The sequence below is a fragment of the Shewanella sp. 10N.286.48.B5 genome (genome assembly GCF_002874355.2).
GTDB lineage: Bacteria > Pseudomonadota > Gammaproteobacteria > Enterobacterales > Shewanellaceae > Shewanella.
Genome location: NZ_MCVG02000001.1, coordinates 3,402,560 through 3,426,983 on the forward strand (window position 1 = coordinate 3,402,560; position 24,424 = coordinate 3,426,983).

17 protein-coding genes are annotated in these 24,424 nt (G+C 42.7%); 4 read left to right on the forward strand and 13 right to left on the reverse strand.

The window, feature by feature from the left end; all coding sequences use genetic code 11:
- Window positions 1–224: 224 nt before the first annotated feature.
- From BCU57_RS14555 to BCU57_RS14600, 10 genes are all read right to left on the reverse strand, one after another.
- A complete protein-coding gene (locus tag BCU57_RS14555) occupies window positions 225–353 on the reverse strand; it encodes a hypothetical protein (protein WP_277869103.1) in 129 nt (42 codons plus the stop codon).
- Window positions 343–1,485: a PcfJ domain-containing protein gene (locus BCU57_RS14560; protein ID WP_102439968.1), complete on the reverse strand. Its 1,143-nt coding sequence runs from the start codon at window positions 1,483–1,485 to the stop codon at window positions 343–345. The genes BCU57_RS14555 and BCU57_RS14560 overlap by 11 nt, the downstream gene beginning before the upstream one ends.
- A gap of 180 nt (window positions 1,486–1,665) precedes the next feature.
- Window positions 1,666–3,804, reverse strand: coding sequence for an AAA family ATPase (locus BCU57_RS14565; protein ID WP_102439969.1), 2,139 nt, complete (start codon window positions 3,802–3,804; stop codon window positions 1,666–1,668).
- On the reverse strand, window positions 3,801–4,217 hold the full coding sequence (locus BCU57_RS14570) for a VPA1267 family protein (protein WP_102439970.1): 417 nt from the start codon (window positions 4,215–4,217) through the stop codon (window positions 3,801–3,803). Before BCU57_RS14570 ends, BCU57_RS14565 begins: the two co-directional genes overlap by 4 nt.
- A 4-nt stretch (window positions 4,218–4,221) precedes the next feature.
- Window positions 4,222–4,662, reverse strand: a complete 441-nt coding sequence (locus tag BCU57_RS14575) for a hypothetical protein (protein ID WP_102439971.1) — start codon at window positions 4,660–4,662, stop codon at window positions 4,222–4,224.
- Window positions 4,663–4,664: 2 nt separating this feature from the next.
- Window positions 4,665–6,710 (reverse strand): integrase, encoded by a 2,046-nt coding sequence (locus tag BCU57_RS14580; RefSeq protein WP_102439972.1) that lies wholly within the window; start codon window positions 6,708–6,710, stop codon window positions 4,665–4,667.
- A 1-nt stretch (window position 6,711) separates the two neighbouring features.
- A complete protein-coding gene (locus tag BCU57_RS14585; protein WP_198589968.1) occupies window positions 6,712–8,268 on the reverse strand; it encodes a site-specific integrase in 1,557 nt (518 codons plus the stop codon).
- Entirely contained in the window at window positions 8,261–9,544 is a 1,284-nt protein-coding gene (locus BCU57_RS14590; RefSeq protein ID WP_157936452.1) for a site-specific integrase, read from the reverse strand. The genes BCU57_RS14585 and BCU57_RS14590 overlap by 8 nt, the downstream gene beginning before the upstream one ends.
- A 151-nt stretch (window positions 9,545–9,695) precedes the next feature.
- Window positions 9,696–10,418: a single-stranded DNA-binding protein gene (locus BCU57_RS14595; protein ID WP_102439974.1), complete on the reverse strand. Its 723-nt coding sequence runs from the start codon at window positions 10,416–10,418 to the stop codon at window positions 9,696–9,698.
- Window positions 10,419–10,483: 65 nt separating this feature from the next.
- Complete coding sequence (locus tag BCU57_RS14600) at window positions 10,484–11,851, reverse strand: MFS transporter (RefSeq protein WP_102439975.1); 1,368 nt, start codon at window positions 11,849–11,851, stop codon at window positions 10,484–10,486.
- A gap of 340 nt (window positions 11,852–12,191) precedes the next feature.
- Between BCU57_RS14600 and uvrA the strand changes: the two genes are divergently transcribed.
- The 3 genes from uvrA to BCU57_RS14615 all read left to right on the forward strand — a co-directional run bounded on the left by uvrA (window position 12,192) and on the right by BCU57_RS14615 (window position 18,395).
- Window positions 12,192–15,110, forward strand: a complete 2,919-nt coding sequence (gene uvrA, locus BCU57_RS14605; RefSeq protein ID WP_102439976.1) for an excinuclease ABC subunit UvrA — start codon at window positions 12,192–12,194, stop codon at window positions 15,108–15,110.
- Between the two features lie 89 nt (window positions 15,111–15,199).
- A complete protein-coding gene (locus BCU57_RS14610) occupies window positions 15,200–16,240 on the forward strand; it encodes a M20/M25/M40 family metallo-hydrolase (protein WP_102439977.1) in 1,041 nt (346 codons plus the stop codon).
- 325 nt (window positions 16,241–16,565) lie between these two features.
- Window positions 16,566–18,395 (forward strand): DEAD/DEAH box helicase, encoded by a 1,830-nt coding sequence (locus BCU57_RS14615; RefSeq protein WP_102439978.1) that lies wholly within the window; start codon window positions 16,566–16,568, stop codon window positions 18,393–18,395.
- A 132-nt stretch (window positions 18,396–18,527) separates the two neighbouring features.
- On the opposite strand, the gene BCU57_RS14620 is transcribed toward BCU57_RS14615, so the two are convergent.
- Window positions 18,528–19,463, reverse strand: coding sequence for a DMT family transporter (locus BCU57_RS14620; RefSeq protein ID WP_102440044.1), 936 nt, complete (start codon window positions 19,461–19,463; stop codon window positions 18,528–18,530).
- 269 nt (window positions 19,464–19,732) lie between these two features.
- Between BCU57_RS14620 and BCU57_RS14625 the strand changes: the two genes are divergently transcribed.
- Complete coding sequence (locus BCU57_RS14625) at window positions 19,733–20,836, forward strand: phosphoribosylaminoimidazolesuccinocarboxamide synthase (protein ID WP_102439979.1); 1,104 nt, start codon at window positions 19,733–19,735, stop codon at window positions 20,834–20,836.
- Between the two features lie 90 nt (window positions 20,837–20,926).
- On the opposite strand, the gene BCU57_RS14630 is transcribed toward BCU57_RS14625, so the two are convergent.
- Window positions 20,927–22,060 (reverse strand): DUF1624 domain-containing protein, encoded by a 1,134-nt coding sequence (locus BCU57_RS14630; protein ID WP_102439980.1) that lies wholly within the window; start codon window positions 22,058–22,060, stop codon window positions 20,927–20,929.
- A gap of 228 nt (window positions 22,061–22,288) precedes the next feature.
- The gene (locus BCU57_RS14635) at window positions 22,289–24,397 is read right to left on the reverse strand and encodes an ExeM/NucH family extracellular endonuclease (protein ID WP_413211458.1); all 2,109 of its coding nucleotides are present in this window, start codon (window positions 24,395–24,397) and stop codon (window positions 22,289–22,291) included.
- Between the last annotated feature and the right edge of the window lie 27 nt (window positions 24,398–24,424).

The following is a 24,424-nucleotide window of genomic DNA, read 5'->3' on the forward strand; positions in this document are numbered from 1 at the left end:
CATAATTACCGTCTAAAATTCAACCTCAGCAGTAGCAAACTCAAGATTTATAATTGATAAAAATCAAATAGATCTAAGTTCTTTGTTGCTGCGCTTACCTTTACACTTAAAAGGGTCAAAAACAAAAAACTATAGAAACATCCGAGTATACTAAAGTGTCGTGTCAGAAGTTTATGAATCAGCAGCTAAAGCTATAGATAGGCTACGCTTTAACTGCTCAAAACTTAAGACTGCTTATTTATGAGTAGAGCCAATAAATCTAGAGAAGAATATTTTGTTTTTCCTGAATCCAACCCTATTTTCACTTTAGCTTTTACTTGCTCTTTAGCTTTTGCTTGCTCTTTATTGTTCATACTTACCTCTTTTTATCCACGTTGTTATGAAATCAGATGTTTCTTTGTTTACTTTGGCGTTTTTGTAGCCTCTTACTTGATCAAGAGTGATATTACCGTCAGCATCAACTCTAAATCCAATAGTGGCTCGCTGTGGCTTAGTAACTCTGTAAGCACAGTAACTGCCGAGCTGGATGCGCTCGAAATACGAGCTAATGCAGTGGGCTAAAGTGATGCCTTCTACACTCAGCTCCCCTCGATTTCTAATCGCTTCAATCCCATCAACATCTGGCAAAGGAAAAAAATGAAACGGTGTATCGTACTCTTCAACGGGTATGTCTTCGATGGACTTAGCGTTTACCCTCGTCACCCATCGTTCATGGAGCGCTTGAAGCTCTTCTAACCCCTTTAAGGAGCTAATTACTCGCTTTTCATTCCCAATACTAAGAGCTGAAGCGAGCATTAAACAATCATCGATCAATGAAATAAAACTCTTCCTTTTTACTTTTTGTAAATTTCTAACACCCCGCCATAAGACTGTCGAAATCAACCACGGATGAGCATTTGCAACTCTCACGGTCACATCAGTAATGTATGCCTCGTGCTGAAATGCGTCACTATCAGGATTAGATCTAAGGAACTCCAACAGCCTGTCCATCGATGACCTATCAAAACGCTCACATGAATACTTGCTAAGCACTTTTAGTGACCTCTTGGATTCAGGCATGCCAAGTATTTGTAAAATATCTCTCTGAGGCTTTGAAGCCGTTGCAATCAATGCTTCATGCCCGTTGATGTTAAAAAACAACAATGCAAGAAGAGCTGGTCTCACTGCTACAAGATCGTATATGCCTTTATGTTCGCTTGCTAGTTGAAGCACGTAAGCCGATTCATCACTGAACTGAAGTACATTAGATTTAAAGGCAGAACTCAGCTCATTCCACCACCCGATGCTCAATTCATTATCCGCTAGGCAAGCTGCTAAATTGATACCAGGTGGTGTGGATTGAGGCTCAAATTTTTCATCGTTTACAGCAACACTCCAGCTCAAGTTTTCATCCCAGCTTTTAAAAACAACTCGATACCTATTGCCATTGCACTCCTCCGTATCTAGAAGCAATTCTTCACGAATAACCAATTTTACAGTGAACATGTTTCCTCTCCAACATGGCTAAAATACTCGATTAGCACTCAAATGTTAGTGTGGTATAGCACTGAATTTAACTGATACAAAGTACGAACTTGAAGTAAAAATCAGTTCACATAACGAAAGTATTGAATAAGTTAAGTAAAATAAAAAATATTTTTTGCTCTAAATGAATTGTTTAGTGCTTTATTGCTGAAGCAAGTAAGCAAGATGAGTTTGACGCTTATGATGAGCACTGAGACTTCGCACTGACTTTTCAAAGCATTCCTGTGAGCCGACAATGTGTAATTCATCCTCCGAACGAGTGACGGCTGTATACAACCAAGCTCGATCCAGCATCTTTGCGCTACTAAGTGCGACTATGACTCGCTTAAACTGAGAGCCTTGAGCCTTATGTAAAGTGATGCAGTAACCAGCTTCCAACGAGTCAAGAAGTGCTCTAGTTATAACAATTTCGTCATGGCTATCATCTAGTTTTACTAAGCCATGGCTATCTGCTGTTTGTGCCAATGAGGTCAACCGACCAAGGGAGCCATTTTGAACACCTGCATCATAGTTATTCTTGGTGAATAACACTGGATCGTTCAACAATAAATCGGTTCTATACCGCTCACCGAATTCTTCAAATTCTAATCGCTGACCATTAGCGTTAATACTATTTTGGCATTGGATATTAATGTCGTGAGTTAGCTTTTTAGTTGCAGCAACAACCTGACTGCCTAATGGGAATTGGCTATAAAGTTCGACGCATTTAACTGCTACATCATCAAGTGCAACATCATGAAAGTGAATATGACCAATAGACAACTCTTCGGGTATTTCGCCATTTTTAATGGACTGTGAGTAGCATGGAATCCCTGAAGCAGAATCCTGCCTCTGAACAATGTCTAGCTCAGTGTTCTTGATGACACCAGACTTAACAATGTCAGCCAGAATCAAACCCGCACCGATGGGTGGCAATTGATGGTAATCCCCAACAAATAGGAACCTTACGGCAGGATTGGTATGAGCAACAATTTTATACATGGTGGGCAAATCAATCATGCTAGCTTCATCAATGACCACAATGCATTTTGAGTCCGTATCAATCGGCTCCTGCCGCAAGAATGCAGCGATGGTGGATGTCGTAAACCCAATACTTTGATGTAGACGCATTGCCGCACGACCAGAAAGAGCAATAGCTTTAATGTCATACCCCATATGGCTATAGGCTTTTAATACTGTTCTGAGTACAGTCGTTTTACCCGTGCCTGCGCCACCAGTGATGCATGAAACGTGTGAAGCTAAAGAGGTGAGCACTGCATCAGTTTGTTTACTTGTTAAACTGTAGGGCAATTCTTTACATGCTTCCGCATAGGCTAAGTCGAACTCCAAACTGGTTCCATCCTCCCTGCAATTTAGAGTTAGCAGTCGCTTAGCCACTACCTTCTCCATAACAAGTAAAGGCGTGTGATGATAGCTTCCTGTCTCGCTGTCGATAAAATAAGACTTACCAATGTCAGCAATTTTTAACGCTTGAGATGCTAATTCTTTGCTACCAAGCAAAGTCCATACTGAGCTATGTATATCTTGATGTGATGCAACCGTATGACCACCACTCTTTGAGTGCTTTTTGAGAGCGTACTCAACAGAGCCAATCAATCTTCTAATGTCACCAAATGGAATGTCGAAGCTCTCGATAGCTATGGCATCAGCAGCTTTGAAAGGCATCCCGAAAGTCACTAATCTGTATGGGTTATCGATAATCGACTGAACAGAATTTTCTTTGTGGTACTTGAAAAGTTTCTGCTGAATATATGGCGGGATTTTTCTATCGGAGAACCACGTTGAGTATTTGAGATTGGCGTATTTTTGGAACCCGTCAATCAAACTTTGAGCTGATTGCTCAGACAAAATTTTAGTGAGTCTACTGATATCTTTTTGCTGAAGGAGATTAAAGATGCTGCTTTGGAAGGCTTGCCAAAGCTCTCTGGCTTTTACTTCACCTATGCCCCTAAAGTCTTTTTCTTTGGCAATAAAGCGAATGAAATTTTCACCATCATGGGGCAGAGTAACCTCACAGCGCTCTGGGTCTATGAAATGGTGCTCGTTCACCTTGAAATCACCATGAGCCGCAATACGACTCGTAGATACTCCTGTTATTCGCCAATGTTGCCCTACAGCAGGTTTTATTGGCAACAACTCAGGTTTGGTCTTAACTACAACAATATCTTTTCCGCTGGTGCGAGCAAAGCCTTCGCTAACAATAGGAACGCCTGAAAAGCATGCCCACTTCCTGCTGTACACCCACACAGAGGTGATTCTAAGATCGGCAACTTCATTCATAATTCATCAAGCCCCAGCTCGTGAATTACTTCTGAAAGCTCTTTAAAGCGCTCTAGCTGCATTTTTAACGTCAAGATCTCCTGTTCTAGCTCAGCAACACGCTTTGAGTCTTGTGAGCGTCTTAAGAGGGTTCTATCGTGAACTTTAGGTAGATCTTGAACTGAATTTGCAGCATCAGTCAGTTGAGGCAATACACCTCGCTTTCTTAAGCCAACTTCAAGCTCATCTAATAGTGCTCGTACCCTAGGGTTTTGAAGCAGGACAGACTTTGCACAACCTACCCCCTTTGAAACCTCAACTCGATTTAACTGTCCACGGTGAACTATCTGACGAAAACCGTCATCTGTCATCGTGCTTGACCAGCTAATAAAGGCTTCTAAGTTCTGCTGTGCTTTTTGCTGTCCATTAGCCACTACCTCACCCTCCTTTGGCTCGATTTACCGCTGTTAAAGGTTTATTTAAGACATCAGCTACATCATCAAGCCGACTGACTCGAACACCATTCAAATACGCATTGTACTGCCAAAGAATGAATCGCTCTTTGTACTTTGAATTCTCATTTTTTAAGAGTGTCACTTCAGCTTGCAGGTTTTTGACTTGATTCTTCAGGTACTCCACCGTCACATCATCAGAGACTCTCTGAACCTCATGCGATTTAGTGCGCAACTCTTCTTTTCGCTCGCTATAAGCTTTTTGAATTGCTGTATAAGCAGCTAAAGATTGACGCTCTACCTTGTCAACCTGAAGTTCTCTGGCAATCCTTTCGCACAACAACCCCCACGTTAGCTTCCCCTCCCAAGTAAGGATAAGCTTCAGAACTGTATTAATATTTTCTTGTGTAATTACAATTTTCGGCATCGTTACAACCCTAGCAATTTATACACATCATCATCTAATGTGATTGAGTCTGATTTCTGAACTTCGGTGTCATAACCCTTTTCCAATAGAACCGTTTTAACAGGAGAAGGGTCAAACTCTTCAGGAATGCGGATCGCAGAGCCATCAGGCACTCTGTCGTCTTCGAGTAAGCGAATTTTGGTTCGAATATGAGAAAGTCGCCACCCAAGAGAACTCACCCAGCGATCTGCTCCGAATGATCCCATTTCATGGTCTTTACCTGCTTTATTGAACTGGGCTTCAACTTCTTTCTCACGCTTTTTAAGAAGCTCTAGCGATGATACGAAACCTTTAATACATACAAGTTCTTTACAGGTCTCGCAGTCACCGTGGCGCTGACATGGCATCATAGAATAATCGTGCTCACAAATTCCAAGCTCAGTGACGATAGCAATACCGAGCATGTCCTTTCTGCCAATATCTTCATAAGACACGGGTAAATTCACGTTAATTTTATCAAGAGCATTGGCATCTTCTGGAAGCAGCAGACTTCTGGCTGCATCGCTCTTCTCACTTTCAGTCCTATGGTCATAGTGTTTATTATCTGAAATTTTTGCACGACCAGCCCAATTTGCCAGCGTTAACTCATCCATACCGCCACGTTCTGCCATCGTAGATAGCCAATGGCGGGCATTGTGAGACTGAAGCGATATTGGTGAACCATCTGATTGTTGGATGTTTAACTTTGACCAAAGAGACTGTGCGCCTCTAGCTCCAGACTGCACAAAACGATCATTGATATGATTTACCGTGGGTAAAACAAAAGAAAAATTACGAGGTGAGAAGTCAGCATGAAATTCATTTTCACGATGTAACAACAAGGCTTCTGATACTTTTACACTGGATTTTTTATCTGCATAAGGCCAATTATTGAACTTAGAAGTATAATTCTCATATTCATGCCGCCCAAGTGCTTTATAAGATATAAAACCATTGTTTGTCTCAAGTAACTTTAAAAACCACAGAGTTTTATCTTTGCTGGGAGATAAACTACTTAATCGCAAACTCAATGCTTCATTAACTTGCTGCACATTTAAGGCCGTATCTTCGCCAATATGATTTGATCGCATAAAAACATTAGGGTTATCTTCTGCAAATTTTGCCGCCAAACGTGCTGACGCACCAATCCTCTCTAGCCTAGCAACAGCTTCAACAACCACATCCTGCATAACGGAAGGAACCCATTTTAACCCCGCCTTACCGCCTTTTGCTGGATTCCAGCGAATGCCGAGCTGACGTTTTCCAGCTCTATCATCTTCCCACTCTAGACAGTTAACAGGTACAACCGTCAATTCTGAACTGCGAGAAGGTGCAACCATCAAGAGTGCCATAACGGCGCTGTAATACTCGGCTTCGACACCCAAACTTGGGGCATCATTGAACAGTTTAGAAACCAACATCATGACTTCATTTGATGGCAGCTTATTGGACCGATATTCCGTTCCTTTCTCATCCAAAGCGATAGTTAAATCTTTTGGTTTTGAATAAGGGTTAGACCACTCTGGCAGAGAGGGCGTTATTTGTTTGGAACGACAAAAATCCAAAATTCTTTCAAGTTGGTAGCCGATCTTATTCAGCGCTGTAGTGCTTGGATATCTTTCAGGTAGGGTATTTGTTAATGCACTAAGCACACTTCCATCTAGTTCGGTAATATCCGCTACCCCTTTGACTGAAAGCAGCGACTCTTCTAAGCCTCGTAATGCTTCCATATAACGCTGCAAGTTTGAAACAGGATTTAATGAGTAAAAGTAACGAATGTATGCTTTAGCAAAGTCAATAAATGGGTCAGCCATTGGTTCAAAACTGTAACTTGTAGAGGGCTGTGTATTAGTCGAGAAACGAGCATTAACTTTTTTATTAGACTTGCCGTAAAAGGTTTTCCAATTGTCACCTTCCCAGCACTCTTCACCAAAAGCGGTTAGCTCATCCCGACAAAGATTAATAAACTCGTTGAGGTTTTCTTTGGCTGTATGTACTGACTTAGGTTGAAACTGAACAATGTCACTCATATTATGCTTCTCCCTTTGTCACTTTAATTTCCTGACACATGCTAACGACTTGCTCAACAGCCAAAATTAAACGGTCTTTAACGCTTGCATACTGAACGCTACCCGTATTTTTCAACCGCTGTTCTTTTTCTTTGTAGAGGTTTTCCAAAAACTGCTCATGAGGGGCGTCTAACAAAGGACGGAATTTATGGCAGACATAGCATGACTCGTATCCATTAACGCAAAAGTCATTTGTTCCGCAAGCTCCAATAGCCTCATTGTTATCATTAGGGATTTGAGCCGTAAGGTCATTACCTCGCTCGCCATCTTCTAAATTTTCAATAACTCGACCTAGAAATGCATTGGCATATTTAGCTAATTCTTTGCCGACAGCTTTATCAATATACTGAACAGTATCAGCCGTGTTCTCAGTATAAACTTTGGCATTTTGACTATCGGATTGATCTAGAGCTTCGGCAATTATATTTACACCAAAGCCTTTGCGACCAAGGTTGGTGCCACGAGTATTTCGAAACCTGCGTGAGGTAATGTGAATGGTGTCACCTGTGCGTTCTGAAATTGCCCTCTGCTTTTTTGCAAATACGTTCATCAAGGAATGCCCAAGATCTTTTGCGGCTAGGTGCATCACATCTAAGTCCAATATCTCAGTAATTGATGCACCAGAAGAAAATAGATGACGACAATAGCTTACATCTAAAAATAGAGGAACTTTACTCTTATGTTTTTCATCCAAAGTTAATTTGAATATTGATTCAACAGCAGCGATCTGAATATCTAGTAAATTCCTCAATATGAGATACAAATCCTCGGTAATATCTAGTCTATTAAAAGCGCCTCTAAAACCTATTCCACGTTGCTTTGAACGAGGGATGTTGAGGCTATATAACCTTACACCTTGAATCGTATTTTGAAGTAAATCCCCCGCTTTCAGTTGCCGTAACTGAATAGGTCGTCTCGCAGACGCTTGAGTTAAACTGACATATGCATAGCATTCCAATGAAATATATTCATCACGTAGCAAACGATTCAACTCATCGTTGATTGCTAATACTTCATTTTCAGTAAAAGCCCCCGAATACGGGCAACGATTAGCAATAGCTACTCCTTTTTCATTTCCTGCTAATCTTAAACTTTCTAATAGCTCAACAGTTTCACGAGTAATTCCATCGTAGCCATAGTCAAACCATGATATTAAGAAACCTCGAAGAGCACCTAGATACCATTCATGATCTTTACCTAAAGCAGCTTTCCAGTTTAAAAGAGTTGGAACATCAATTTTATTGCACTCAGTATCTCTGACAAATCGCTGAAACTGAAAATACATGTTTGATGTATGGTGTGCAGACAATTCCTCGGCGTACCTAGCCAACGTAGATCGAAACCCTTTAATAATCCTCCCATCAAGTGCTAATATCTCTTTCTGAAAAGTTATATTACTATCTTTATTCAACATCCAGTTATCAGCATTCTTATCGAATGAGTAGCCATCTTTAGAAACACATAACGTTAACTTGGATTTTTTCGTAACTCTACTACTAGCTTCCTTTTCTCTATTCATTATTCATCCTTGTTTGTCTATTACGAAGCTTATCCTCAAGATCTAGCTGCTGCTCAAGTGAGGCTTTACGAGCTTTTTTTCTGGTATGCCTCTTATTATAAATATCACCCGACTTTTCCGATGAATGACCCATTAGATACATTCTCATTTGGGCCTCTTTCTCAGGAGGAATCCCATTAGCATCACATATTCTAGAAAAGTCATGATTCCACTCATGCCTAAATAGATGAGCATTAATCACTAAAAATCTTGGATCAACACTCTTCATTTTGCCGATAATATCACTATTAAAATAGCTCACACTAATAGGCTGTCCTTGTGTTGCGCACTTTCTATGGGTAATAAAAAGATAAGGGTGCTTACTTGAATTTGGAGTAGATGCTCGCTCATTTAAAATGTAGCTATCAAGTAATTGAGCAAGCTCTTTCGAAATCGGCAATTTACGCTCTTTCGTTTTGGAAACAGGCTGATGAAGCCTTGAATCATGCTTGTCGTCATGCTTCCGCCTTACCCAAATAAATGGTTTATCTCCATGTAATTCAAGATATGACATCGACAAAGATAGCACCTCCCCACGCCTAATCCCTACACTTCTCAACAGCCTGAAAATCAGAGAATTCCTTACCTTAACCTTATAATTTTTGAAAGGATTTAACGGGTTATCAAGATTGGCCACATCCATAAAATCACCGAATAACCCATCAGGAAAATCATTCGAATCCAGCTCTTTAGACACATTATGGCCACGCCCTTTGGGTCTATGCTGCTTTATAGTTTTAGACATGTGACTTATAGCTTTCGATACTTCGGGGGAATTACGGTGCTGATTGGTTACAGTGGCAAGGAAATGTAGATATGCTGCAACCGCAGTCAATCGATTATAGTGATGGTCTCGACCAACCGAAGCTACCGTATTAGTAATGCTAGCTGAATCATTCAGATTAATGACTCTGCGCTTTAACTTTGATTTTCCTGTGTCATATTTTTTTTGTTCAGCAGCATTTAGCTTCATATGGTCACGAAGGCTTAGTATATCTTCAACAGTTAAAAATTGTGCTTGCTCAAATTCTTCAATTAAACATCGAGTATGCATCTTTTCCCACTCGAATAACCATAAAATTGCCTTGAGCCTATTAGCAATAGTATTGAAAACCATCTCGGTACGGAGTTTTGTCGTGACATACAAGGTCACGTAAAAATGAGGCATACCGTCCTCACCCATTAAAATCGGATAACGCTCTCCGTTATCAAATATATGTATATCCTTCTTATACATAACCACTCCTTTTCTGACACTATTTATAACCGCTAGTCTAATATAGAACATATTTAGACAAATAAAAGTGTCAGAAAAAGAAAACCCAGCTTTTATGCTGGGTTCATATATAGTTTGAGCTTTAACTTTACAGTTTTAAATAAACCGCCTGCTAGAACGGGATATCATCATCCCAATCACCGCCTAAATCAGGTGTAGTATTTTGTGGCTGTGGCGTTGGCGCTGGGCGCTGTGCTGGAGCTGGTTGTTGAAAACCACCTTGCTGCTGCGCAGGAGCAGCTTGCTGATATCCACCTTGTGCAGGTTGGTGAGCTGGCGCTTGTTGGAAGCCACCTTGTGCTTGTTGGGCAGGCTGCTGAGCTGGCGCTTGAGGCTTAGGCGTGTAAGCAGGCTTTTGCGCTTGAGCTGGTTGTTGGAAACCACCTTGAGCTTGTTGCTGCTGACCATAACCACCTTGAGCTTGCTGAGGAGCACTTTGTTGCGGCGCGTTACCGTAACCTTGGTTCATGCCACCTTGCTGACCACCACCTTGACCGCGGCTATCAAGCATTTGCATTTCCATCGCATTGATTTCAGTTTTATAGCGATCTTGACCTGTAGTCTGATCTTGCCATTTACTGGTTTGCAATTTGCCTTCTAAATAAACTTTAGAACCTTTCTTTAGGTATTCGCCAGCAACTTCAGCTAAACGACGGTACATGACGATATTGTGCCACTCGGTGCGCTCTTGCTGCTGACCCTGTTGGTCTTTCCAAGTTTCACTTGTAGCTACAGTAAAGTTGGCTACGGCATTACCGTTTGGCATGTAACGAACTTCAGGATCTTTACCTAAATTACCAACCAAAATTACTTTATTTACACCACGACTGGCCATCGAAAATCTCCTGCGATTTTATCTATTATCTAATCTAAATTACAAAACTGAGCGATCAAAACGATCTAATTGACAGAGCCTAACACAGCTCGCGCTTCACTCAAATCGAATTGATCATCAACTTTCAAATAAGCTGCTCTCTCTTCCATGACGACAATGGCTTCTGCTACCCCAGATAGCTGTGATAGCTGGGTTGCCATGTCTTTCGCCTGATTTCTATCTTTAACTTGTGCCTCAAGGGTATAGCTTTTTAGCAGTACGGGTTTTTCCATGCCTATGGTTAATAATAACCAAATAAACATCAGTCCAAGTGCCACATAAAATACCCCTGCAGCGCCAACCAGCTGATAAGCTCCGCCACCTAGCATACCGCCACAAAATGCCCCTAAAAATTGGCTAGTGGAATAAACGCCCATAGCTGAGCCTTTATCGCCCACCGGACAAAATTTAGCAATTAAACTAGGCAATGACGCCTCAAGATAATTAAAACCAGTGAAAAATAACACCACAGCGGCACTTAATACCCAGAGGTTATCAGCATAAGATCCCATAGCTGCCAATGCCAGCATCATGATCATTAGTGATATTTGGAACATGGTTTTAGTGTTGTTACGTTTAACACCAATAATAATTAACGGCACCATTAAGAAAAACGCGCCGATAAAGGCAGGGAAATACAGCATCCAGTGTTTTTCTTTTACTAAACCTGCATCCACTAAATCTAATGGCAAGGCCACAAATACGGCGGTAAGCACTAAATGCAAAATAAAAATCCCTGCATCGAGTCTGAACAGTTGCGGGTCCATTAACATACGCTTTAATTTAGTGGGCGTAGCAACAGTATCGCCTTTGGGCGCTTGTGAGACTGGGTTAGGTACCAACACCTGCACAATGATCATGCCCACTACCGCTAAGATAGCGGTTAAAAAGAATAGCCCTTCTAAACCTGCATATTGGGCCACTATCGGCCCTGCAAGCAATGACAATGCAAACGAGAAACCAATACACATGCCAATAATAGCCATCACTTTAGTGCGTTGCTCATCGCGGGTTAAATCGGCGGCCAGCGCTAACACTGCAGCGGCAATAGCACCCATCCCTTGAATGGCTCGGCCAAGCACAACCCCATAAATATGATCTGACATTGCAGCAACCACGCTACCTATAGCAAACACCACCAGCCCAGCCAAAATAATCGGCTTACGGCCATATTTATCTGACAACATGCCCATGGGAATTTGTAACACCGCTTGGGTCAAGCCATAAGCACCGATAGCGATACCCACCCATAGAGGTGAAAAACCCTCTAAATGTTGGCCGTAAAGCGCGAATACGGGCATGATCATGAATAAGCCCATCATTCGTAAACCAAACACGCTGGCTAACGAAAACGCGACTTTCTTCTCAATGCCTGATAATCCATTGTTGGCCATTCAGTTGCCCTTAAATTGTGTATCTATAGAAAAATGCGAGTTGCGCATATTATCACAGCGTTCTAATTTAGCTCAAAAGGAATAATGAACCAATAGGCAACTGTTTGTCGTATTTGTTAATAAGGTTAAACAAACAGGTTATAATGTGTTTTATATCCCAGTCGTTTTTTTATGGTTTCAGCCGCTATTAGTCTGGCTCCCTGGGTACATTTAGTGTCACCAACACTGTATAAAACACTGTATAAGCGAGTTAATTAACGATACACTAACGGCTATTTACTAAGCTAACTCAAATTTTGCTACTTTGACAAGGTAGCTAAAACAACCTCTAGAGTGATGAATGGATACCATTGAAATTCGCGGTGCACGAACCCACAATCTTAAAAACTTTGATTTAACCATCCCCCGAGACAAACTTATTGTCATCACAGGTTTATCTGGCTCAGGTAAGTCATCGTTAGCCTTTGATACCTTATATGCCGAAGGCCAGCGCCGTTATGTTGAGTCACTATCAGCCTATGCGCGCCAGTTTCTAAGTTTGATGGAAAAGCCTGATGTGGATCATATCGAAGGCTTAAGTCCTGCTATTTCAATTGAGCAAAAATCCACATCCCATAATCCACGCTCAACCGTGGGTACCATCACTGAGATTTATGATTATCTTAGACTGCTGTTTGCCCGTGTTGGTGAGCCGCGCTGCCCAACCCACGGCCAAGCATTAACCGCGCAAACGGTCAGCCAAATGGTAGATAAAGTATTGGAACTGCCTGAAGGCAGTCGCCAAATGCTATTAGCTCCCGTGGTCAAAGCCCGTAAAGGTGAACATGTAAAATTACTCGAAAGTTTGGCTGCTCAAGGTTATGTGCGCGCCAGAATTGACGGTGAGGTTTGTGATTTATCCGATCCGCCAACCCTTGAGCTACATGTTAAACACACCATTGAAGTGGTGGTTGATCGCTTTAAAGTGCGTGATGATTTAAAGCAGCGCTTAGCTGAGTCTTTTGAAACGACGTTAGAGTTATCAGGCGGTATTGCTATTATTGCCGACATGGCCGGAGAAGCAGACGAGTTGATGTTCTCGGCTAACTTTGCCTGTCCATATTGTGGCTACTCCATGGCAGAGCTTGAGCCACGTATTTTCTCATTCAATAATCCCGCTGGCGCTTGTCAAACCTGTGATGGTTTAGGTGTGCAGCAGTACTTTGATGCAGAAAGAGTGATTGCCAATAGCGAGCTGTCATTAGCAGGCGGGGCGATTAGAGGCTGGGATAAACGTAATTTCTATTACTTTCAAATGCTCAGCTCCTTAGCTGAACATTATAAATTTGATGTCGAAACCCCCTTTGAGCAGTTAAGCGCTAAAGTACAAAAAATTATTCTATCTGGCTCAGGTAAGCAAAACATTGCCTTTAAGTACATTAACGATCGTGGTGATGTGGTTATTCGTAATCATCCATTTGAGGGGATCCTCAATAATATGGATCGCCGCTACCGCGAAACTGAAAGTAATTCGGTACGTGAAGAGCTATCAAAGTTTATTAATACCCAATCCTGTAAAAGCTGTGACGGCTCGCGTTTGCGTGAAGAAGCCCGTAACGTATTTATTGGCGAGTTAAACTTACCGCAGCTGACTCAGTGGTCCATCGGTGAAGCCATGAGCTATTTCACTGAGATTAAATTCGAAGGGCAAAAAGCGCAGATCGCTGAAAAAATTCTTAAAGAAGTTGGCGATCGTTTAGGCTTCTTGGTCAATGTCGGTCTTAACTACCTAAGCTTAGACCGCTCAGCAGATACTTTATCAGGGGGTGAAGCCCAGCGTATTCGCTTAGCCAGTCAAATTGGTGCCGGCCTTGTGGGCGTAATGTACGTGCTGGATGAACCTTCAATTGGCTTGCATCAGCGCGATAACGAACGTTTACTGCAAACGCTAATACACCTGCGTGATCTCGGTAATACCGTGATTGTGGTTGAGCATGATGAAGACGCAATTCGCATGGCTGATCATGTGATTGATATTGGCCCCGGCGCAGGCGTTCACGGCGGCGAAATCATTTGCTCTGGGCCTCTGCAGGCCATTCTCGACTGTAAAGAGTCTGTCACTGGCCAATATATTTCTGGCACCAAGCAAATCCACATTAGTGATAAACGCACCCCAATGGATCCGAAAAAAGTCATTGAGCTATGCGGCGCCACTGGTAATAACCTTAAAAATGTCGACTTAACCATTCCTATTGGTTTATTTACCTGTATTACTGGGGTATCAGGTTCGGGTAAATCAACCTTAATTAACGACACCTTTTATAAAATTGCCCACAGAATGCTAAACGGCGCTACCATTGATGAGCCAGCAGCCCATAAAAGCATTACCGGCATGGAGCAATGCGATAAGGTGGTTGATATTGATCAAAGCCCAATCGGGCGAACACCGCGTTCAAATCCTGCTACTTACACCGGCATATTTACCCCTATTCGTGAATTATTTGCTGCAACTCAAGAGTCTCGAAGCCGCGGTTACTTACCGGGTCGCTTCTCTTTTAACGTTAAAGGTGGCCGCTGTGAAGCCTGTCAGGGTGATGGCTTAATAAAGGTTGAGATGCACTTTTTACCAGATGTGTATGTGCCTTGTGATTCCTGTAAAGGTAAACGCTATAACCGCGAAACCTTAGATGTTAAATACAAGGGCAAAAATATTCACGAAGTGCTGCAAATGACCATTGAAGAAGCGCGTGTTTTCTTTGATCCAATCCCTGCGATAGCAAGAAAACTGCAAACCTTAGTGGATGTAGGCTTGGCGTATATTTGTTTAGGTCAAAGTGCGACAACACTGTCCGGTGGTGAAGCTCAACGAGTGAAGTTAGCAAAAGAGTTATCCAAACGTGATACCGGCAAAACCTTATACATTCTTGATGAGCCCACTACAGGCTTGCACTTTGCTGATATTCAGCTGCTACTAGATGTACTGCATCGCTTAAAAGCCAAAGGCAACACCATAGTGGTCATTGAGCATAATCTTGATGTGATTAAAACGGCAGATTGGCTAGTGGATCTAGGCCCTGAAGGCGGCTCCGGCGGCGGCACTATTTTGGCAAGCGGAACCCCTGAAGAGGTGGCAAAACATAAAACATCCCATACTGCACGCTTTTTAAAGCCGCTATTGACCAAGAAGGCTGCGGCCCCAAAAGGTGTCGCTAATAAAGGTGTCACCAATAAAAGTAGCGTGAAGAAAACTCCAGCAAAGAAGGCCACTAAAGCCAAATAGCGATTACACTGTTAGTAATTGCACAGAATACACCTGCTGCGGTATGCGCACCATTGAGTTAGTTTACTCATCAAGCCAGAGGGATATAAATGGAATTTTACCAAAATACTCTGGCTTATTTATCCTCGGTATTAGCATCATTTCTGCAAAAATATCATTTTCAAAAACCACCCTGTTTCACTGTATCGATTAGATTGACGCCAGTGGCATTGTGTTTTTTGCTAAGCGGCTGCGCTTCGCAAAACTGTGGAAATGACACTTCCAGTCAATGGGCTGATAAAAATCAACTCATCGAAGATATTCGCATATTAACCAGTGATGATTTGGCTGGCCGTAAAACCAATACCATAGGTGCAGAAAAAACCCGCCAATACCTAAGTGCGCGCTTTATTGAACTGGGGTTATCACCTTGGCAAAAAGAATTTATGCTGCCATTTGTTTATCGGCAAAACTTTGCTGATAAACAGGGTATTAACCTCATTGCCACGATTAAATCAAAGCAAGCATCCCAGCGCTGGCGCATTATTACCGCCCACTATGACCATTTAGGCAGTCGTGGCAGTAAAGTCTTTGCTGGGGCTGATGATAATGCTTCAGGCATTGCTGCAATGTTAGCGATTGCAAAGCAATGGCAGCAAGATGGCGATCCGGCGGTTAACTTAATGCTAGTTGCCACCGATGCTGAAGAGCCGGGGTTATTTGGCTCATACGCGCTAGTTCAGCAACTGTTAACACTGCCAGATATGCAGCTAGAAATGTCGCTAAACTTAGACATGATTGGCCACCCTTCTAGACCCAAAGCCATTTATATTGAAGGGGAGCAAAATGTATCTCAATTTAAGCAGATAAAACACCAGCTCCAAGACTATAATAATCTATGTGTGAGACAGAGTCGTTCAAGGCTAAATGATGGCAGTATGCTCAAAATTAATTGGCTGCGAGCATCAGATCATTACCCGTTCCACAAAGCTGGTATTCCTTGGCTCTATTTAGGCGTGCCAACCCATAAGCAATATCACACTGTTGAAGACACCTTAGATACTATCGATATTAACTTTTTAGCAGCAGTCACTGAAACGGCATTCACGCTACTTAAACTGGATAAACAGCGCATCATTGTAAAGCGCTAGAAATTGAGCACTAAGGCGATTACTGCAACTGCATTTGCGAAAAGGCTTGTTTATCCGCTATAAAAAATGGATTAAATGAATCACGGCCATAAAACAACCGTTTCTGATTTAATTACGTCAAAAGTTACTTAGTTAATCGCTCAGTAAGCGCTACAATAATCAGGCCAATTTTAGTTATTTGTTAAAATTAGATAGTCAACGAGGCCAAAGCTTGCTATAATATCGCCCCTTTGACGCGGGAAATCGACACGGGGTTGATTTTCTGTCTGTGAAACTCTAGTACGAATGCCAATAACTTCGTACGCATCCACAAGGCTACAACTCAATGTCATCCGATGAAAGAACTTTCCGCGAACTTGGTTTATCCGAGAATTTGCTTCGTGCCCTTGACGATCTAGGTTACGAAAAACCAACTCCAATTCAGTCTGCTAGTATCGATCCTTTAATGGAAGGTAAAGATATTTTAGGCCAAGCTCAAACAGGTACAGGTAAAACAGGTGCTTTCGCACTGCCTTTACTAAGTAATGTTGACCAAAAGCTGAATGCTCCTCAAATCCTAGTGCTTGCACCAACACGTGAACTTGCTGTTCAGGTTGCTGAAGCATTTGGTAGCTACGCTAAACACATGAAAGGCTTCCATGTACTACCTATTTATGGTGGTCAAAGCATGCATCAACAATTAAGTGCGCTACGTCGTGGCCCACAAGTTGTTGTTGGTACGCCAGGTCGTGTAATGGACCACATGCGTCGTGGCACTCTTAAACTTGATGCACTACAAGCACTTGTTCTTGATGAAGCTGATGAAATGCTAAAAATGGGCTTCATCGATGATATCGAATGGGTTCTTGAGCACAAACCAAAAGACAGTCAACTTGCCCTTTTCTCTGCGACTATGCCAGAGCAAATCAAGCGCGTTGCGAACAAGCACTTAAACAACCCTGTTCACATTAGTATTGCTGCTAGCCATACTACTGTTGAGTCAATTGATCAGCGTTATGTTCAAGTATCACAACACAACAAACTTGAAGCGTTAGTACGTGTTTTAGAAGTTGAAAATACTGAAGGTATTATCATCTTCGTACGTACCCGTAACAGCTGTGTTGAACTTGCTGAAAAACTTGAAGCGCGTGGCTATGCATCTTCACCATTACACGGTGATATGAACCAACAAGCTCGTGAACGTGCTGTTGACCAACTTAAACGCGGCAAGTTAGACATCCTAATTGCTACTGACGTTGCGGCCCGTGGTCTTGACGTTGAACGTATTGGTCACGTAGTTAACTACGATATCCCATATGATTCAGAAGCTTATGTACACCGTATTGGCCGTACAGGTCGTGCTGGTCGTACTGGTATGGCAATTCTTTTCGTTACCAACCGTGAAATGCGTATGCTTCGCACTATCGAACGTGCAACGAACAGCCGTATCTCGCCAATGAAAGTACCTAGCCCTGAAACTGTTGCTGAGCGTCGTTTATCACGCTTAGGTGAGCAAATCCAAGAAACCGTTAACGGTGACTTAGATTTCATGAAAAATGCAGTGGCTCAGTTATGTCAGCAGCTTGAAATTGACACTGACTTACTCGCAGCAGCATTACTTCAACAAGTACAGGCTGAGCGTCCATTACAACTTCCTGCGATTCAAGAGCGTCAACGTGATTCACGTGACCGTGATGATCGTGGTCCTCGCGACGCTGGTCGTGAGCGTCCTCGTCGTGATTCACGCGGCAGCCGTCCATTGCCAACAAGCTTTGGTAGCGCTGAAGGCCTGAAAGATAAGCCTGATGTTAAAATGTGCCGTTACGTAATCGATGTAGGTCGTGATAACGGTGTTGGTGTAGGTAATATCGTTGGCGCCATCGCTAACGAAGCAAACATTGACAGCCAGTTCATTGGTCAAATTCAATTATTTGATCAAGTTACTTCAATTGACTTGCCAGACGGCATGCCAAAAGATGTACTAGGCCACTTAAGAAAAGTACGTGTTTGTGGTAAAGCATTAAACATTCGTGAAGCGAGTGATGCCTCTTTCCCAGCTGAAGCACCACGTCGTCCACGTAGTGACCGTCCTCGTAGCGACCGCCCTCGTGGTGATCGTCCACGTAGTGACCGCCCTCGTAGCGACCGTCCACGTAAGCCACGTGACAGCGAGTAAATACTTGCAGTCCAACTAACGTTGGTTTAACGCATAAAAATGGAGCCTTGTGGCTCCATTTTTTATGGCTGAAATAAAACTCATCCTACAAGCACTAATAACGCTAAAGTTATTGCGATAAACGCTTTGGTCTTAAACGCTTTCGCCTTCGACATGGGCTTGCCGCTTTTGCTTGTTGCCCAAATACAAGGGCCATAGTTGCATGGTAAACACAGCGCCAACAATCAATACAATCCCCAGCAGCGACCACAGATCAATCACATCAACCTTAAACACCTCAGGCCACCAGCCTAAATACACCACTAAAGCGTTAACGCTAAAACTGAGCACTGGCGTCAGCGCGAGCATGGCACTCACTTGCGCCGTGGGCCAGTACTTCATCGCCTGACCAAAACAGCCATAAGCAATTAAGGTATTGATGGCACAAAAACCGACGATCAACCAATGGCTGCTATCCATAAGCCCAAAGTGACTAAACTCGCTAAAAGGCGCCATCACAAGGATCCCTAAGCCATAGATACATAGCAACACATTATTGGGTGTTAGCTTAGTAAACAATGACTTTTGCAGTAAGGCATAACTCGTCCACGACAACACTGAAAACTGCACAATCAGCACCCCAAATAGAATTTGACTGCTATTTTCTGCCGACACATCAAGGCTTGGGTGAAAGAACAGCAACACCCCTAATGCCAGAGCTGCAAAACAGCTTAGCTGCACCGCCGTGAGCCGCTCTTTAAAAAACAGTGCGCCACCAAAGGCTAAAAAGAACGGTGCAGTTTGAAAGTTAAGTTGCGCAGTACCTGGTGATAAGTAATCCAGTGAATACACAAAAGAGGTGTAATTGAGCATCAGTAAAATACCTGCAGCAGCAAGCTTTAGCCAATCACCCCCCTGCAGTTGACTAAATTGCTTCAAATTACCAAAGCGCCATAGCAGAATAAAGGTCACCACAAAGGCCACTAAAAACCTAAACCAAGTTAACGTAACCGGATCAATAAACCCTCCGGATAACTTAAGCGCTATGGGTAATATCCCCCAAAACACAACGGCAACGCTGACAAACATAAGACCTAAACGGGTATGGCTCACAAGATATTCGCTCTTTAATGGTAAAGCTGCAGAAAATTCATTCTAAAGAGCTATGCCAATAAAGCCAATGGCGAATAGCGAGTTTAATTTGCCTCAGTATTCGCTATACAGGATTAAGAGTTTAGCCGCCTGATAAGCATGGAAATCTGCCTTAATACAGGTAAAATAGCCGCCATAAAAATACCTAACTATCCTTATCAATAAAGGATATCTTCCTACACTCAATTTCTTAAGGAATACTGGCCATGAGTCTTGCTGATTCAGTTCTCGCTATCAATAACGATTTGCCGATCCGAACCGATAAGCCAGTACACAGCGGTAAAGTTCGCAGTGTATATTGGTTAACTGAGGCTGATAGCCGCCGCTTAATTGCCGATAAAGGCTATAACGTGCCAGCTGATACCCCATTAGCGATAATGGTGATCAGCGATCGCATTTCAGCATTTGATTGTATTTTTCATGGTGAAGGTAATTTACAGGGCATTCCAGGTAAAGGGGCGGCACTTAACGCTATCTCTAATCATTGGTTTAAGTTGTTTGCTGAAAATGGTTTAGCCGATAGCCATATTCTTGATATCCCACACCCATTTGTATGGATTGTGCAAAAAGCGCGTCCAATTAAAGTTGAAGCGATTTGTCGTCAATACATTACCGGTTCAATGTGGCGCGCTTATGCCAAAGGCGAACGCGAATTTTGCGGTATCACACTGCCTGAAGGGTTAACCAAAGATCAAAAACTACCAGAGTTATTGATAACCCCTTCAACCAAAGGCATTTTAACCGGTATTCCAGGTGTGCCTGAGCAAGATGATGTCAACATTAGCCGCGCCGATATTGAAGCCAACTACCAAGCCTTTGGCTTTGAAAAACCAGCCGATATCGACTTATATGAAGTATTATTAAAGCAAGGCTTTAAGGTCATCTCAGATGCGCTAGCCACCCACGACCAAATGTTTGTCGATACTAAATTTGAATTTGGCTACGTCAATGACAAAGACGGTAACTCCAAACTGATTTACATGGATGAAGTGGGCACACCAGACTCGTCACGTATTTGGGATGGCGCAGCGTATCGTGATAGCAAGATTGTTGAAAACTCCAAAGAAGGCTTTCGTCAATTTCTGCTCAATCATTTTGACGATGCCGATATTCTGCTTAACAAAGATAGAATGCCTGAGCGTGAAGCCCTCGCCCGTGATAACGACTTACCATTAGATGCGATGATGAATGTCTCTCGCACATACACTGGCGTGGCAGAAAAGGTAACCGGCACTAGCATCTCGCTACCTGACAACCCAAAAGCGGATATTATTAACGTTTTAGCCGAGCAATATGACTTAATCGACTAATCCTAAATCCACACATAAAACGAAAAAGGCGCTTAATGCGCCTTTTTACTATCTACTGATTAACCACAACATTTTGGTTAACGCCATTGTCTAGAAATACTTAATCCAGCCCTGTTTACTTTGATGCTTGTACTGACTAAACCACTTAGTTGGAAAGTACAACAGCAGCGCCAATATCACCGTCACCGCCCACACCCAGCTTATATCGGTAAAGCCATATAAATCGCCATAGTTAGGCCCAATGACATTAACGGCAAAGCGGTACATAAACAGTAATAAATATAAGTGCACAATATAGAAAAACATTGGCGCTGATCCAAAGGTTGATAACACTTTACCATAGCGCGGGTTCAGCTTTTCAAGCGTCCGTAAACACAATAATGTGCCGCCAAGAGTCACCAGTAAAAAGTCCAATGAAGGTGGATATTTGGTTAAGTTAAATACCGACTTTAATGTCATTACTAGGGTTTCACCTTGCTGCCAATCAAGTGTTTCGCCGTAAATATTAAAACCGCGTAAGACTGCAAAAATCGCAAAGCAGCTTAAGCCAAGCCCAATGAGCAGGTTATGACGTTTGTTATCATCAAAGCTTGCACTGTAAATCGGTGCTATCACATAGCCTAACAAAATCACCCCAATCCAAGGTAGTACCGGATAACTGGCTCTAATGCCGATAAAGTCATTGGTTAAGATATTGCCGCGGTCATGCAATATGGCCCATAACGTATAACCCCACTCCCCTGGCGAGAAGCTAATGGGCGTAAGCATGTTATGACCAAATACGATCACTAAGCCAATAAGCCCAAGCCAAAATCTTGGTAAACCGATTAATAACGCTAGCGCCAACATACTGATGCCAATTGCCCACATGACTTGCAGCCAAATCATCTCGTAATTGCCCATCCACTGAAACGTAATCACTGTGCACTCTAATGCGATAATAAACAGGCCACGCTTGATTAAAAATGACCTTGCGGAGCGCTGTGGGCCAAATTGCGGATGGCTATATAACCACGCTGATACTCCGGTTAAAAACACAAAAGTAGGCGCACAAAAATGCGCAGCAAATCGGCTTATAAATAATCCGGTACTGGTGCTATCCAGTGTCATCGGATCGGTGACTTGCTCATGAAAGAAAAACCGCTCTCTAACATGATCCAGCAGCATGATAAGCATTACAATGCCGCGCATAATATCGATACTATCAATTCGCTTTTTTAACATTGGAGCGGTTACGGTATTCAACTTTTCGACTCTCTTTAACACTCAAAAAACACAGCCATTAAATGGTGCAATTACTAGCACAACACTATAACAGGCGTTTTTTTTATCACGGTGATTTAAAGTAAATTGCCTGTAAAGCAAGCACAAAGCGCAATAAAATACGCTCAAAAAATTTACAAACCACCACCGATTTTAAATGATAATAATTTCTATTAAATAATACATCGATTAGGCTTTAGGGCGAAAACCTAAAGCAGACAAGAGCAATAAGCCTAAGTAACCTAAGCTACCGCCATCATCTTTGGCTGTCATTATAACATCTGCATCTTTAGTATCCTGTACTTCGGGATATGCCAGGGCGATGATCACCGGATCGTGATCTGATGATGAATAGCCATTGTCAGACTTAACTAAATCGCCGGTGTATTTGCTACTGTATTCAAACAAGCTCGATTCAACCGCATTGATATGCCAGTCTTCAATCGCCACTACCCGAGCCGCTAAGCTTGTATTACCTAAAGCATGGTCTAAATTACCTAACTCACCACCATAACTGTACGAGTATGTAGCAGGCCCATGTGCTTGGGTGTTTAAGTTGATTAGCCCATAGCCCTTATCAATCACACGTCCTTGTGCATCATGCTCTGCGCCATTTAAGCTGGTGTGTGAGGCGGTTTTTATCACATGTTCAGTTAGGCTGGCATCATAGTCAGTGAGTACTGCTAACGGATCTTCTTTGCCATAGGCATTTAAATCGCCAATCACCAGCACATCACCGTCTAAGCCGGTTACCGACTCACCGATCACTTTAGCAGCAGAAACGCGAAAGGCATTACACTTGCCCTGTAAATCTACAGGCTCTGAATCTTCATTAAAGCTTAACCAATCTTCTAAACAGCCTGAGCCTTTAGATTTAAAATGATTAACCACAATCGTCAGCTTGTTACCATTAATGCTAAAGCTTTGCATTAGGCTGTGGCGCTGATATTTATGGTAGGCGGGATTTGTTTCTGTTACGCCCTCATTGATACGGGTTAGCGCTCCTTCTGCCACGTGTTGCTCAGGGGTCGCGATTATTTGAGCTGCGTCAGCTAAAGCAACAACGGCGGGTCGATATAATATGCCGACTGCGATAGCATCAGTGCCGATGAAACCGTCATTGTCAGTGACTTTAACAAATTGATAAGCCTGCTCAGGTGCCAGCTTGGCATTAAGGGCATCAACTAGATTTTGAATGGCACTTAACTTACCAAAGCCATTATTTTCAACTTCCATTAAGCCAATAATATCGGCATTCATCGCCGCCATCGCATTCACGATTTTTGTGCGCTGCAGCAGCATTTCAGACTCAAGCTTTGCCCCGCGATTGTGGCCTAATGGGTTTTTATCACCGCCAAACTCACTATTAAAGAAGTTCAGTACATTAAAACTTGCTACCCGTAAGTCACCTTGGGCCGCAATGGCTGGCGCTACGGTGCGATCATGATGGCGAATAAAATCACTGGCACTAATGTCATTGGTTGGCATAAAGCGATATTGCTCATAACTATAGCCAATCACACCTTCAATATTGGTCAACTGATCGCCAACCCGAATATAGCCGTTATCGGCATTAAAGCTTGGGAAATACGGCACCTCGCCATGTTCAGCTTTATAGTCTGACTCAACCACCAGCTGGTTGGCGATATTGGCGCGATTCAATGCTATCGCCTCTGCTGATAATGGTGCATAAACCTGCGTGGCTTTCATCAGTGGCGCTTTATGTGATAACACCATGTTGTTGCGATATGAGTCATAATCTAGGCTAAATGAACGGGTAACTTTCATGTCACTTGCGGTGTCTAATAGCACTTTCATGCCTTCAACACGCTCCAGCGCTTCGGCAAGTGATTGACCATCAGCAATATGTAACGGGGTCGCTGGCAACTCACCAACATAGTTACCTAAGTGAAATTGTTGCTGCTGTGCAATATTGATTTGGGTAAAGCCTGCATATTCTTGTACTTTACCAGTGACGCAAATCTGCATCCCCGGGACAATTTCTGCTGGCGCAGTGTCTCCCCAATGGACAAAAATACCATCAGATGTCAAAGGCGAGCCGTCACCTTGGGGATCTTGAATAAAAAAACCTTTATATAATCTTTCTGCCCGCGCAGTAACCACACCTTTAGTGGTCACTTCATGAATGGATTCATCCGCGCCTGCAGCGATAAATGGACTCATCTCACCAGCGCCTTGGATCTCATAGATAGGAACAGTGGTTTTGCCTTCACATGAAAACTCATTCGCTGTCACGTCTTGTGTCGTTACGGCTTTGGCCTGTGCCTGCATACTCATAACCAATGTGATGGCTAACGATATTGC

Coding starts and splice junctions, on each gene's coding strand:
- BCU57_RS14630 (WP_102439980.1), bottom strand. CDS start 22,060: ATGTTAAAAAAGCGAATTGATAGTATCGATATTATGCGCGGCATTGTA.
- BCU57_RS14635 (WP_413211458.1), bottom strand. CDS start 24,397: ATGAGTATGCAGGCACAGGCCAAAGCCGTAACGACACAAGACGTGACA.
- BCU57_RS14625 (WP_102439979.1), top strand. CDS start 19,733: ATGAGTCTTGCTGATTCAGTTCTCGCTATCAATAACGATTTGCCGATC.
- BCU57_RS14595 (WP_102439974.1), bottom strand. CDS start 10,418: ATGGCCAGTCGTGGTGTAAATAAAGTAATTTTGGTTGGTAATTTAGGT.
- uvrA (WP_102439976.1), top strand. CDS start 12,192: ATGGATACCATTGAAATTCGCGGTGCACGAACCCACAATCTTAAAAAC.
- BCU57_RS14600 (WP_102439975.1), bottom strand. CDS start 11,851: ATGGCCAACAATGGATTATCAGGCATTGAGAAGAAAGTCGCGTTTTCG.
- BCU57_RS14565 (WP_102439969.1), bottom strand. CDS start 3,804: ATGAATGAAGTTGCCGATCTTAGAATCACCTCTGTGTGGGTGTACAGC.
- BCU57_RS14575 (WP_102439971.1), bottom strand. CDS start 4,662: ATGCCGAAAATTGTAATTACACAAGAAAATATTAATACAGTTCTGAAG.
- BCU57_RS14590 (WP_157936452.1), bottom strand. CDS start 9,544: ATGTATAAGAAGGATATACATATATTTGATAACGGAGAGCGTTATCCG.
- BCU57_RS14555 (WP_277869103.1), bottom strand. CDS start 353: ATGAACAATAAAGAGCAAGCAAAAGCTAAAGAGCAAGTAAAAGCTAAA.
- BCU57_RS14585 (WP_198589968.1), bottom strand. CDS start 8,268: ATGAATAGAGAAAAGGAAGCTAGTAGTAGAGTTACGAAAAAATCCAAG.
- BCU57_RS14610 (WP_102439977.1), top strand. CDS start 15,200: ATGGAATTTTACCAAAATACTCTGGCTTATTTATCCTCGGTATTAGCA.
- BCU57_RS14580 (WP_102439972.1), bottom strand. CDS start 6,710: ATGAGTGACATTGTTCAGTTTCAACCTAAGTCAGTACATACAGCCAAA.
- BCU57_RS14620 (WP_102440044.1), bottom strand. CDS start 19,463: ATGTTTGTCAGCGTTGCCGTTGTGTTTTGGGGGATATTACCCATAGCG.
- BCU57_RS14560 (WP_102439968.1), bottom strand. CDS start 1,485: ATGTTCACTGTAAAATTGGTTATTCGTGAAGAATTGCTTCTAGATACG.
- BCU57_RS14615 (WP_102439978.1), top strand. CDS start 16,566: ATGTCATCCGATGAAAGAACTTTCCGCGAACTTGGTTTATCCGAGAAT.